Below are 12,295 nucleotides of genomic sequence, written 5' to 3' on the forward strand. Positions count from 1 at the left end.
CGCGGCCCCAGGCGAACACCTCGAACTCCGCTCCCGGCTCCCGCAGGAGGTACTTCATGGCTGTGCACGACATCGGCTACGTCGAGCTGTACACGAGAGACAAGGTTGCGACCGTCGACTACTTCGTCTCCGCCATGGGGTTCACCCGGGTGGCCGACTCGGTCGAGGTGGAGCAGAGTTCGGTACTGTTGCAGCAGGGTGGGGTTCGCCTGGTGGTCACCTCCGGGCGGGGGATCGTGAGGTTCCTGGAGCAGCACGGCGAGGGCATCGCCGACATCGCGCTGACCTGTGACGACGTGGCGGAGACGGCTGCGGCGGCCGCCGCAGCCGGCGCCACGGTGACCGACTCCGCACAAGGCCTGCCGGTCGTGTCCGGCTTCGGAGACGTCGTGCACACCCTGCTGCCGGCCGATCCGCTCGTGAACGGCCTGCCCGTCGGCCGCAGTTGGGTACCCACACCCGGGGCCGCCCCGGCGGCGACCGGCCGGATCACCGAGCTGGACCACATCGCGGTCTGCCTCGAGGGCGGCACCCTGGAGAAGTACGCCGACTTCTACCGTGAGGCCTTCGGCTTCTCGCGCTACTCCTCGGAGTACGTCGCGGTCGGCGACCAGGCGATGGACTCCATCGTGGTGCGCAGCGGTCCGGGCAGCGCCATCTTCACCCTGGTCGCACCGGACCCCGGCAAGGAACCCGGTCAGCTCGACAACTTCCTGGAGCGCAACGGCGGTGAGGGCGTCCAGCACCTCGCCTTCCTGACCGGGGAGATCATCCCCGCGGTGCACGAGTGCCGCGACCGGGGCGTCGTGTTCCTCGACACCCCGGACAGCTACTACGACGTGCTCGCCGAGCGGCTCCCGGGCCTGCGCGTGGAGATCGAGGAGCTGCGCGAGACCAAGGTGCTGGCGGACCGCGACGAGTGGGGCGACCTGCTCCAGCTCTTCACCCGCTCGCCCTACCCGCGCAACACGCTCTTCTTCGAGCTCATCCAGCGCAACGGCTCGCGCGGCTTCGGCAGCGCCAACATCCGCGCCCTGTACGAAGCGGTGGAGCGCGATCGGCTGACCGCCGGATGAGAATCGAACCCCGCGTCCAGCCAGCCCTGTTGACCCTGTCGGATTACGAAGAAGCCGCCAAGAGCTGCTTCGACCGGGCGAGTTGGGACTTCATCGCGGGCGGCTCCGGCCAGGAGCGCACCCTGGCGGCCAATCTGGCGGCCTTCGACCGGGTGCGGCTGCGTCCGCGGGTGCTGTCCGGTGCCGGCCTTCCCGAGACCAAGACCACGGTGCTGGGCCGTAGTTGGTCCGCGCCGATCGCGGTGGCGCCGATGGCGTACCACACCCTGGCCGACCCGGAAGGCGAGGTGGCCACCGCGCGGGCCACCGGCCGGGCCGGCCTCCCGCTGGTGGTGAGCACCTTCGCGGGCCGGACCTTCGAGTCCATCGCCGAGGCCGCCAGCACTCCGCTCTGGCTCCAGGTCTACTGCTTCCGGGACCGGGCGACCACCCGGCAGCTGGTGGAGCGGGCCGAGCGGGCCGGCTTCGAGGCGCTGGTGCTCACCGTCGACGCGCCGCGGCTCGGCCGTCGGCTGCGCGACCTGCGCAACGACTTCCGGCTGCCGGACGGGATGGTGCCGGCCAACCTCACCGGTGGCGACTTCGCCTCCCCGAGTGCCCACGCGCTCACCGAGTTCGATCCCGCGCTGGACTGGTCGGTGATCGGCTGGCTGCGGGAGGTCAGCTCACTCCCGGTGCTGGTCAAGGGAGTGCTGAGCGCCGCCGACGCCCGGGCGGCGCTGCGCGCCGGAGTCGACGGCATCGTGGTCTCCAACCACGGCGGCCGCCAACTGGACGGCGCCCCGGCCACGTTGGACGTGCTGCCGGAGATCACGGCGGCCGTCGCCGGGGCCTGTCCGGTGATGGTCGACGGCGGCATCCGCCGTGGCGCCGACGTGCTGGCCGCCTTGGCGCTGGGCGCCGACGCGATCCTGCTGGGCCGGCCGGTCCTGCACGGCCTCGCGGTCGGCGGCGAGCAGGGCGCCACCAACCTGTTGGAGCTCATCACGGAGGAGTTGGTCGAAGCCATGGCGCTCACCGGAACCCCGTCGGTCGCCGAGGCGAGCGCTGCCCTGGTCGGCGCCGAGCCGGCCCAGCCGCCGCACCCCGCCCCGACCTCCCAGCCCGCCGGGCTGCTCAAGGCGGAGCTGCACGGCAGCGTCAGCGACCCGGTGCTGGACACCATGAACTTCCTCAACGAAGTCACCACCCGTTACCCGCAGGCGATCTCGTTCGCCCCCGGCCGCCCGTACGAGGGCTTCTTCGACACCGAGCAGATCTTCACCCATCTGCGGCGCTACGTGGACCACCTGGAGGCGCAGGGAGCCTCTCCCGAGCAGGTGCGCTCCACGCTCTTCCAGTACGGCCCGGCCGGCGGCCAGATCCGTGAGCTGATCGCGGACTCGCTGCGCAAGGACGAGAACACCGACGTCGCCCCCGAGTCCATCGTGGTCACCGTGGGCTGCCAGGAGGCGATGTTCCTCGCGGTGCGGGCGCTGATCGCCGGTCCCGAGGACGTCCTGCTGGTCAGCAGTCCCTGCTACGTCGGAATCACCGGCGCGGCGCGGCTGCTGGACGTCACGCCGACCGCCGTCCCGGAGCGGGAGTCGGGTTTCGACTGCGCCGACCTGGAGGCGGCCATCCTGGCCGAGCGGGCCCGCGGCCGCCGGCCCCGGGCGTTCTACGTGATCCCCGACCACTCCAACCCGTCCGGCACCACGATGCCGCTGCAGACCCGGCTCGACCTGCTCGACCTGGCGCAGCGCCACGACATCCTGCTGCTGGAGGACAGCCCGTACCGGATGGTCAGCCCCGGGCAGCAGCTGCCCACGCTGAAGTCCCTCGACCAGCACCGGCGGGTGGTGCAGCTGGGCTCGCTCTCCAAGACGCTCTTCCCCGGCGCCCGGGTCGGCTACGTGGTGGCCGACCAGCCGGTGGTCGGCGCCGACGACACCACCGGCCTGCTGGCCGACGAACTCACCAAGATCAAGAGCATGATCACGGTGAACACCTCGGCCGTCAGCCAGGCGGTGGTGGCCGGCATGCTGCTCGCCGCCGACGGTCGGACCTCCGAGCTGAACAGCGAGACCGCCGCCTACTACGGCGACGCGATGCGGGTCACCCTGGAGGAGCTCGCCAAGCAGTTCCCGGCCGCCGAGCGGGAGGCCCTGGGGGTGCGCTGGAACGAGCCCACCGGCGGCTTCTTCCTCAGCCTCACCGTACCGTTCCAGGCCGACAACGCGGCGCTGATCCGCTCGGCCGAGGAGTTCGGTGTGATCTGGACCCCGATGTCCTACTTCTATCCGGACGGCGGTGGCGAGCACACCGTCCGGCTGTCCGTCAGCTACCTGACGCACCAGGAGATAGCCGACGGGGCGGAGCGGTTGGCGCACTTCATCAAGTCCCAGTCCCAGACGGCCCGCGGCTGAGCCGTCCGCGCCGGAACCCGAGGGAGCTACCCGTGCCGGCGCCCACCCGCACCTGCTAGTCGATCACCGAGGCGCTGCTTCTGCCCAAGCCGATCAGGCTCGGCCCCACGCTGTACGGCATCATTCACCCTGCTGAAACTGCTCCCCGCCTGCCACATCCCGCGACGCGCCGAGGAGCGCGGCGAGTGAGGACCGTACACCGTGGTCGTGGAGACCACTGGGGGCCTTCGGCTGACCGACCTCGATGCCGAGGTGGAGATCTGCCCCGAGCCGGTCGAGGCGCCCCACAAGGCGGAGGAGGCCTGGACCGGGTTCGCCTGGGCCCGCGCACCCGTCGGGTCGTCTACGGCGAGCCCGGCCCCGCTGATCCGCCAGGAGCTGGAGCACATCAGCTGACCGCGCGGACCGCCGCCATTGTCGCGGCCCGGTTGGACAGCGACAGTCCGCGTACCGGCACGGCACCGTAGGTTTCCGTCAACTCCTGGATGTCTTACCGGTGTTCGCTGCTCCAGTGTCGGCATGGGCGCCCGGGTCGACGGCCAGGTGGGCGAGCAGGCTCATGTGAGGTCTCCGTGCTGTCAGGAGGCCCGTCAGTACTTGTCAAGGAACTCGGTGATCGCGGCGTTGACCGCCTCCGGTTGCTCCAGGTGCCCCAGGTGTCCAGCATCGGGGATCTCGACGAAGTCGCAGCCGGGGATGGCGTCGGCCACCTCCGAGACCAGGTGGGGCGGGCAGATCAGGTCGTCGGCGAAACTGATCGCCCGGCACGGCACCGTGATCGCGCGCAGCGCCTTGCGCCGGTCGCCGGACTGGATGACCCAAGCCTGGCCGTCGGCGGTGTTGCTGCCGCTGCCGGTCAGTTCGAAGATGTCCAGCCAGGAGCGGATGGCGTCGTCGTCGTTCAGCGAGGCGGGGGAGAGCATCTCCAGGACGGTGCGGACCGCCTCGTACTTGGGCGGCAGTTGGACGCGGTTCTCCCGCATCAGCTGGTCGCTCTCCAGCATCGCCCGGCGCATCGCGTCAGACCGGGCCCTGGTCGCCATCAGGACCGCCGAGCGCACCAGATGAGGTGCCTCGATGGCCAGTTCCTGGGCGATCATGGCGCCCATGGAGTACCCGACGATCCGGCACGGGCCGAGGTCCAGCGCCTCGATCAGCCCCTTGGTGTCGGCCACCATGTCGGCCAGCGAGTACTTGCCCTCCGGTGCGTCCGAGCCGCCGATGCCCCGGTTGTCGAAGACGACCGCCTCGTAGCCGGCCTGGATGACGGCCGGAGTCTGGTGCATCGTCCAGACGCGGCCCGCGGCCCCCGAACCCATGATGAACAGGACGGGTTCGCCCTGGCCCGAGCGCTGGTACGAGAGGCGGATGCCGTTGGTGCTCACCTGGGGCATGGTGTCGGGACTCCTGAGTGAGAGGGAATCGAGGTGGAGGAGGCCCGCCGATACGGCTCCGCTGCACCCACCTTGGCACTGCGGCGCGCCGGTCATCAAACCAGGCTGTAGGCAGGGCCGTTCAGGAACCATTCGTCGCCGGCCGTGGGGAGTCCGGCGTCCCAGGCGAGCAGGATGGGCGAGTCCCACCCGCACATGTCGGACGGGGCGATCGCGTGGACCGCGGGATCGGGGACGAAGGCCGTCGCGGCCAGTCCGCGATGTTCAGCTGAGGCGGTGCCGCAGTTGAACGCACGAGTCGGCCGGGATGGCAAGGTGCGCCCGCTCAACAGCGGAGCGAGTCGGCAGGGGCCGCGGAACTCATCGCCGAGCGCCCGCAGGCCACGTCGCGTGAGGCCGCCCGGCTCGCCGTGGTCTCGGCAGCGACGGTCAGCGACGTGCGCGAGCGGCATCAGCTCGGTGCGCCCGCGGTGGACACCGAGAGCAGCCCCGATGGGGCCGGCTCGAACTGCGAGGCCCTGACACCGGTCGGGCACCCAAGCAGCGTGACGAGCGGCGGCCCCGGCTGGTACAGCCGGGTGCGGCGGGCGGCCGGTGTGCGGCGTACGGGTGCGAGGTGGTGGGCGCGGAGAGCGGTGATGCACCTGAGGCACGCCGGCCGGCAGGTGCGACCCGGGACCTTCCGTGTCATTCACGTGAAGGAAGGCGTAGTCCTCGCCACTGTGCTCGGCGCGGTGACGCCATGACCCCGGACCCTTTCATGTTGCACCACACAATCAGAGAACAAAGAACTTCCCTGTTCCTCGGAGTACTTGGCCGGAATGCCTACCCTGCTTCGCTGGGTCGGATGCGCGCGGGAATCAGCGGGCACCCCGCCCTCTGCAGGTCGCGTTGAACGCGTGATGTCGTTGGATGTGCGCCTTCGGCCGTTTCGAGCGCTGTACCTCCTGTCTGTGAGGTATGCGCAGGGAGGGGGCCTCACCGAAGGGCGGCGGGCATTTCGGGGGCAGACGTGAACTCGCCAAGGGTGCCGCAGGGCACGGGCGGCGCGATTCGCAGTGGACACTCGATCGGATAAGACTTCTGATGCTCCATCAGTTTGTCGTTCGTTGCGGACTGGTGGCACGGGAGGTGACCACTGGCCGTGTGAAGGAATGATGGCTATTCAGTGAATGATGGTCATTCAGTGGGTGATTCAAGCCAATCGATGAGCCGTACACGGCTTGCTGGTTGTGCCCCCTCGACAGTTCATGGGGCGGAAGTCATGATCGAAGCAGTTGAATTTGGCTGGGACGTGTCCTTGAGGGCCGGCTTCGAACCTTGGTGGTGATTCGCGGAGCGAGCCTTCGGGACCTGGTAGGCGCCTCGCCGGGACGCCCCTGTGGAGTATCGACACGCGCCTGGGCCCAGCTCGGAGCCGATGACAATCAGGGGGATCACTTGAGGCGGACTGTTCGAGACCTGAAACCGACCGTTGTGGTGTCGGCCGCCGTGTTGCAGTTGGGAGAGTCGCCGCGCACCGGCGGCTGGGACGAGGAGCACATCGCCAGGTTGGCGGAGCTGGACGGCCCGCTTCCGCCGATCCTGGTCGAGCGGCAGACCATGCGCGTGATCGATGGGGCCCACCGGCTGCTGGCCGCGGTTTCCAAGGGCCAACTGGCCGTCGAGGTCGAGTTCTTCGACGGCAACAGTGCGGATGCCTTCCTGAAGGCGGTCGAGGCGAATGTCGCCCATGGTCTGCCACTCTCCCTGGCCGACCGACGGGCAGCAGCCGAGCGGATCGTGACCTCGCACCCGCACCTTTCCGACCGGGCGATCGCGCGGACCGCGGGGCTGGGTGCCAAGGCGGTGGCGGCGATTCGCCGCCGGGTGGCTGAGACCGCGGATGGACCGCAGGTGCAGGCGAGGGTCGGTCGGGACGGCAAGGTCCGTCCGCTGAACAGCCTGGAAGGGCGCCGTCGGGCCGCGGAGCTGCTGGCCGAGCGCCCGGAGGCCTCGCTGCGCGAGGTCGCCAGGCTGGCCGGGATCTCCCCGGCGACGGTCAGCGATGTCCGGCGCCGGCTGGCGGCCGGGGAGGCGTCGGCCACCGAGCAGGCGGGCGACGGCGCCATGGGCGTGGTGATCCCGGCCCAGCGGACCCAAGCGACCATGGCCCAGCATATGCGGCTGATGCGGTCCGACCCGGCCACGGTGCTGGAGAAACTGCTGCGCGACCCGTCGCTGCGCCACAAGGAGGAAGGCCGCCAACTGCTGCGCCTGCTGCAGCAGAACGCGATGGGGGCCAATGAATGGTCCGAGCTCACCGAGGTCGTGCCCACGCACTGTGGTGCCCTGGTGGTGGACCTTGCCCGGCAGTGCGCCGAGACCTGGCTGGAGTTCGCGCAGCAACTGGACCAGCGGGTTCGCGCGGTGGGCCAGGCCGCGACCGGCTGACCGAGTGGTGCCGGGCCCGTCGTGGCGGTCACACGCGGGCCCGGCACGGACCGGCAGGGCAGCCGGTGGGGCGCTGCTGTCATGCGGCGCGGATCAGGACGAGCGACCCGTTGAGGTGGGGCTGTTGCCACAGGTGGCCGTGCCGCTCGTCCCAGCTGCCGGAGGCAAGGGCCTGCTCTTGCTGGTAGGCGGTTTCCTGGCAGGACAGGCCGTACACGGTCGCCGCTGGTGGCCGTCAATGCGATCGCCGGCAGCCGGCGGCCCGGCAACCGGTCGACCGCGGTAGGCGGCCGTGTCAAGGCGAGCGGTCGGCTGGGCCCGCCGAGTGGCCAACTCCTCAATTCACACGATGAGTTCGTCGATCTCCGTGCGGTACTCGGCCATCGAGGACGGGCAGTCGTCCACCGCCGCGGCCCCGGGGGCCAGGCAATCGAGGAACGGCCGGCCACTCCGCCGGAATCCCCAACTCGCATAGCAACAGGCCGTCAAATCAGGGCTGTTGACGAGTGATGGCTTGGCATCGGATCGAGCGATGCGGTCCCGCTCGCCGGCGACCGGATGTTCAACCGATGGCGTGCGGCAGTTGGACACCCGCGCGCACTCGTCGGGGACCGCACACCCTTGTATTCCAGCACCCCTGAACCATCTGGGTGTTCAGGGTCAGCGTGCACTTTGCCACTTACCGAGGGACGGGGGCTGGGGCATAGTGGTCGCCGGGCCCCGCCATGATCCCTAACGCCGACGCAACCGATGCCGCTGATGAGCGCTTCGCGAGCAGTCCGGCCTGGACGGCGACGCGAGGCGGCCGCATCTCGGCTGAGGTAGGAGTCGGAACGGTGCGCCGCACCCCGGAACAACAGTGACTGACGGAGCAGCAGCCTAGGGGAACAGCATGGATTTCGATCTCGGCGGCTACCAGAGCCTGGGAGCTGCCTTCGACGCGCGGATCGCGCGTCACCCGGAGAAAGCCGCTCTCACCGTCACCCGTGGCACTGCCGAGGAAGACGACGAGAACCTCGGCTTCACGGAGCCGGTGCGGCTCACCCCGCCGCGCGAACCGGACCCCAAGGTGCGGCGCCTGGCGGCGGGAGCCCTCAGGTGACCGCCACCCGCACGGGCGCCGGGATCGCGGCCGCCCTCGACGAAGCCCTGGGCCCGCTCGACGAGACGGCCCGCCGGTCCGTGGAGCTCGACGAGGACGATCAGTTCCCCGCGGACTTCTGTGCCCGCCTCGATGGGTTGGGCCTGTCGGCCTACTACGTACCGACCGAGTGGGGCGGCGCGCTGTCCGACCACGAGGAGATGATCCGGCTCTGGCGCATCGTCGCTCGCCGTGACATCAGTGCACTGACGGCCCACGCCAAGACGTACCTGGGCGTGGCCCCGATCTGGATCGCCGGCAACCCGGAGCAGGCCAGGGCCACCGCTGACGCGGTGATGTCAGGTTCGCCGGTGGCTTGGGCGCTGTCCGAGCCGGAGCACGGTGCCGACCTGCTGAGCGGTTCCGTCACCGCCACGGCGGAGCCCGACGGCTACCGTGTCGACGGCGTGAAGTGGCCGATCAACAACGCCACCCGCTCGAGCCACCTCACTCTGCTCGCGCGCACCGGCCGGGACGGCTCCGGGCGTGGCCAGAGCCTCTTCCTCGTCGACAAGTCGGTGCTGCAGCCGGGTACTTGGCGGACACTGCCGAAGGTGCTGACGCACGGCATCCGCGGAATCGACATCTCCGGCATCGAGTTCGACGGTGCGCTGCTGCCGGCCGACGCATTGATCGGCCCGGAGGGAAGCGGCCTGGAGACGGTGCTGCTCGCGCTCCAGTTCACCCGGACGATGTGCACCGCACTCTCCCTCGGCGCCGGTGAGCACGCGCTGCGACTCGCGGCCCGGTTCGTGGGGGCACGCATCATACAGAAGCGCCCGCTGGCCGAACGGCCCTTCCCGGCCTCGGTCCTGGCCCGCAGCGCCGCGCTGCTGACGGCTACGGAAGCGACCGCGCTGGTCGCCGCCCGTTCGCTCCACAGCCTCACCGCGGAGATGAGCGTGACCTCGGCGGCCGCCAAGGCACTCGCGCCCACACTGGTCGACGCCACGCTGGGGGAGCTCGCCGAACTGCTCGGCGCACGTTCCTTCCTCTCCGACGTGTACGAGTACGGCGCGTTCCAGAAGGTGTGGCGCGACCACCAGATCGTGGCGGTGTTCGACGGCAGTACCCCGGTGAACCGCGCCGCCCTGGTGCAGCAGTTCCCCAAGCTCGTCCGTGGCTTCGCCACCGGCACCGTCGATGCGGCCGGACTGGCAGAAGCCGTCTCGATCGGCAGTCCGGTCCGCCGCGTGGACCGGGGCGCACTGACCATGCTGTCCCGGCAGGGATGCTCCGTCGTGCAGGCGCTGCCCGCACTCGTCGAGTCGATCGGCAGCCGGCCCGCCCCCGCCGGGCTCGCCGACCAGGCCGTCGCACTGGGTGCCATGGCCGACCACCTGCACAGCCAGATGGCCGACGTGGCGCCCGCCGCCCGTCCCCCCATGGCCGCCTACGAGCTGGCCGCCGCCTATGAGCTCTGCTACGCGGGTGCGGCCTGCCTGCACCTGTGGACCACGGGTGAATCCGAGCATGCGGCGGAGCCGCTGTGGCAGGACGGCCTCTGGGTGCGGGCGGCGCTGCGCGCCCTGCTGGCCAGGCTCGCTGCGGTACTGCGAGTGCCGGTGCCGGCTGCCGGGCCCGGCGACGACCGGCTCGACGCCACGCTGGCCGGTCTCGTCGTCGACGCCGCGAACACCGGTGCCCCCATCACCCCGTTCGGGGCGCCGGCGCCCCGAACGCTTCAGCAGGGGAAGGACTCACGTGAGCGCTGAGAAGTTGGACGCACTGTTCGGCGACCCACGGGACCCGGACAACCCGGTCGGCTACGCCGCCGTCCTCGCCGCCGACGAGCGGCACGAGATGCTCGCCGAGGGCGAACGCCTGCTGGAGGCCTACGGCATGAACGCCGAGTTCGTGCCGGCCGCGTACGGTGGCCGACTGGTGCGGGCCGACCGGCTTGCCGAAGTGCAGCGGGCACTGTGGCGACGCGACCCCTGCCTCGGCCTCGGCTACGGCTTCAGCTCCCTCCTCGGATCGGTCAACATCTGGTCCGCCGGCACGCACGAGCAGCGCACGAAGGCAGCCGAGATCCTGCTGGGGGGCGGCCGGATCGCGGCCGCCTTCCACGAACTCGACCACGGCAACGACTTCGCGCACGCCGAGTGCGCTGCCGTTCCGAGCGACGACGGCTGGCTGCTGACCGGGCGCAAGGAGATCGTCACCAATCTGCGCCGTGCCGAGGCCATGGTGCTCTTCGCACGGACCAGTGAGGTCGCGGGCAGCCGCAGCCACAGCCAGTTCTTCGTCACCCGGGACGAGTTGCCGGCCGACCGCGTGCTGGATCTGCCGCGGTTCCCCAGCTCCGGCATGAACGGAGTGCAACTCGGCGGACTGCGGTTCTCCGACTGCCCGATCCCCGGCAACGCGATGCTCGGCCGGCCCGGCCAGGGCATCGAGAACGCCCTGCGCGCCTACCAGCTCAGCCGGGTGGTGCTCCCGGCCATCCTCGTCGGGCCGTTGGACACCGCGCTGCGCCTGGCGCTGGAGTGCGTGCACGAGCGGCGCCTCTACGGTGGCGTCGCCGCCGACCTGCCCTATGTGCGCGCCGCCCTCGCACGCACCTACGCCGACCTGCTGGCCGTCGACGCCTTCTGCGGCGTCGGACTCCGGGCGCTGCACCTGGCCCCGGAGGCCACGCTGCTCTACGCACCGGCGGTGAAGTACCTGACGTCACGGATCGTGCTGGACGCCTTCGAGGATCTGCGTGCGGTCATGGGCGCCCAGGGCTACCTCCGCGAGGGCTCCTACGCGATGTTCCAGAAGCTCGTCAGGGACGCCGCTCCGGCCACCTTCGCCCACATCTCGCGCTCCGCCTGCCTGGTTCTGATCCTGCCGCAACTGCCCCGGCTGGCGCGGAAGTCCTGGCTGGCCGACCCGGCCGCCGCTCGGCAGCTGTTCGACCTCGGCGCGGACCTGCCGCCGCTGGACTTCGACCAGCTCGCCGTCGGCATGCTGTCCGGTGACGGGCTGATCGGCGTGCTGGCCGAGACCGCCGAGCGCGAGTCGGCCGGCAGCCCGGTCGGTCGGTTCGCAGTGCGCTTCAGGGACGAGGTGCTCGCGCTGCGCGACCAGTGCGCCGCACTGGCCCCCTCGGACCTCACGATCGGGGCCTCTCCGGAGGCCTACGCGGTGGCCGACCGGTACACGGTGCTGCTCGCCGCCGCCGCCGCGCTCGCGGTCTGGCGCAGCGATGACCGTCAGCAGGAGGCGGCGCTCCTCGGGATCCTCGACCGGCTCTCCGGACGCCTCGGTGGCGCCCCGGTGCTCACTCCGGACGAGCGCGCGAGTGCCGAGCAGGCGCTGTTCGACATCGCTGTCGAGCGCTTTCAGGACGGGCGGCTCCTCGACCTGTCCGCACGTCATGTTTCGGGATGAGAAAGGGAGTTCGATGACTGATCGGACAGTGGGTGTGCGGGTGTCGGGTGAGGACATCGAGCGGTGGTTGATGGAGCGGGTGTCCTATTACCTGGAGACGCCGGTGGGGGAGATCGATCCGGGCGTCTCGCTCGCCGAGTACGGGCTGGAGTCGGTGTACGCCTTCGCGTTGTGCGGGGACATCGAGGACAAGTTGGGTGTGACCGTGGAGCCGACCCTGGTGTGGGACGTCGACACGGTTGCGGCTCTGACCGTTCACCTGACCGGCCTGGTGGCCGAACTGCCGTCGGCCTGACGGACCTTCCGGGCCTTCAAGGCCCGCAGGGCTCTTAGTACACGTTTGTCTGCCGGCGGCGGGATCCGACGGGGTCCTGGGCCGGTTCGGTTGATTCGCGCGGTCCCAGTGCCGTGGTTCAGCGTCCTGCCTTTGTTCTTCCAGAGTGTGTCGATCGATTGAGGGATACG

10 protein-coding genes are annotated in these 12,295 nt (G+C 70.4%); 8 read left to right on the forward strand and 2 right to left on the reverse strand.

Features of this window, described 5'->3' with window-relative positions; translation table 11 throughout:
- The first annotated feature begins 56 nt into the window (after positions 1-56).
- The 3 genes from hppD to SVTN_RS32165 all read left to right on the forward strand — a co-directional run bounded on the left by hppD (position 57) and on the right by SVTN_RS32165 (position 3,880).
- Complete coding sequence (gene hppD, locus SVTN_RS32155; protein ID WP_041132245.1) at positions 57-1,076, forward strand: 4-hydroxyphenylpyruvate dioxygenase; 1,020 nt, start codon at positions 57-59, stop codon at positions 1,074-1,076.
- Between the two features lie 29 nt (positions 1,077-1,105).
- On the forward strand, positions 1,106-3,484 hold the full coding sequence (locus SVTN_RS46435; RefSeq protein WP_342669692.1) for an aminotransferase class I/II-fold pyridoxal phosphate-dependent enzyme: 2,379 nt from the start codon (positions 1,106-1,108) through the stop codon (positions 3,482-3,484).
- Between the two features lie 207 nt (positions 3,485-3,691).
- Positions 3,692-3,880, forward strand: coding sequence for a hypothetical protein (locus SVTN_RS32165; protein ID WP_159026519.1), 189 nt, complete (start codon positions 3,692-3,694; stop codon positions 3,878-3,880).
- 194 nt (positions 3,881-4,074) lie between these two features.
- Here the strand turns inward: SVTN_RS32165 and SVTN_RS32170 are convergent, their stop codons facing one another.
- On the reverse strand, positions 4,075-4,878 hold the full coding sequence (locus SVTN_RS32170; protein WP_041132247.1) for an alpha/beta fold hydrolase: 804 nt from the start codon (positions 4,876-4,878) through the stop codon (positions 4,075-4,077).
- Positions 4,879-4,973: 95 nt separating this feature from the next.
- On the reverse strand, positions 4,974-5,330 hold the full coding sequence (locus tag SVTN_RS44425) for a hypothetical protein (protein ID WP_159026520.1): 357 nt from the start codon (positions 5,328-5,330) through the stop codon (positions 4,974-4,976).
- Positions 5,331-6,357: 1,027 nt separating this feature from the next.
- Here SVTN_RS44425 and SVTN_RS32175 point away from each other — a divergent pair.
- The 5 genes from SVTN_RS32175 to SVTN_RS32195 all read left to right on the forward strand — a co-directional run bounded on the left by SVTN_RS32175 (position 6,358) and on the right by SVTN_RS32195 (position 12,125).
- The gene (locus tag SVTN_RS32175; protein WP_063782351.1) at positions 6,358-7,311 is read left to right on the forward strand and encodes a ParB N-terminal domain-containing protein; all 954 of its coding nucleotides are present in this window, start codon (positions 6,358-6,360) and stop codon (positions 7,309-7,311) included.
- An 892-nt stretch (positions 7,312-8,203) separates the two neighbouring features.
- Positions 8,204-8,413 (forward strand): hypothetical protein, encoded by a 210-nt coding sequence (locus tag SVTN_RS32180; RefSeq protein ID WP_041132248.1) that lies wholly within the window; start codon positions 8,204-8,206, stop codon positions 8,411-8,413.
- Positions 8,410-10,167, forward strand: coding sequence for an acyl-CoA dehydrogenase family protein (locus SVTN_RS32185; protein WP_052499408.1), 1,758 nt, complete (start codon positions 8,410-8,412; stop codon positions 10,165-10,167). The genes SVTN_RS32180 and SVTN_RS32185 overlap by 4 nt, the downstream gene beginning before the upstream one ends.
- Positions 10,157-11,830, forward strand: coding sequence for an acyl-CoA dehydrogenase family protein (locus SVTN_RS32190; protein ID WP_041132249.1), 1,674 nt, complete (start codon positions 10,157-10,159; stop codon positions 11,828-11,830). The genes SVTN_RS32185 and SVTN_RS32190 overlap by 11 nt, the downstream gene beginning before the upstream one ends.
- Positions 11,831-11,843: 13 nt before the next feature.
- Positions 11,844-12,125 carry an acyl carrier protein gene (locus SVTN_RS32195; protein WP_052499409.1) on the forward strand — a complete coding sequence of 94 codons (282 nt, stop codon included), beginning with the start codon at positions 11,844-11,846 and terminating at the stop codon, positions 12,123-12,125.
- The last annotated feature ends 170 nt before the right edge of the window (positions 12,126-12,295 follow it).

It is taken from the genome of Streptomyces vietnamensis (assembly GCF_000830005.1).
GTDB lineage: Bacteria > Actinomycetota > Actinomycetes > Streptomycetales > Streptomycetaceae > Streptomyces > Streptomyces vietnamensis.

Coding starts and splice junctions, on each gene's coding strand:
- hppD (WP_041132245.1), top strand. CDS start 57: ATGGCTGTGCACGACATCGGCTACGTCGAGCTGTACACGAGAGACAAG.
- SVTN_RS32170 (WP_041132247.1), bottom strand. CDS start 4,878: ATGCCCCAGGTGAGCACCAACGGCATCCGCCTCTCGTACCAGCGCTCG.
- SVTN_RS44425 (WP_159026520.1), bottom strand. CDS start 5,330: ATGCCGCTCGCGCACGTCGCTGACCGTCGCTGCCGAGACCACGGCGAG.
- SVTN_RS32180 (WP_041132248.1), top strand. CDS start 8,204: ATGGATTTCGATCTCGGCGGCTACCAGAGCCTGGGAGCTGCCTTCGAC.
- SVTN_RS32195 (WP_052499409.1), top strand. CDS start 11,844: ATGACTGATCGGACAGTGGGTGTGCGGGTGTCGGGTGAGGACATCGAG.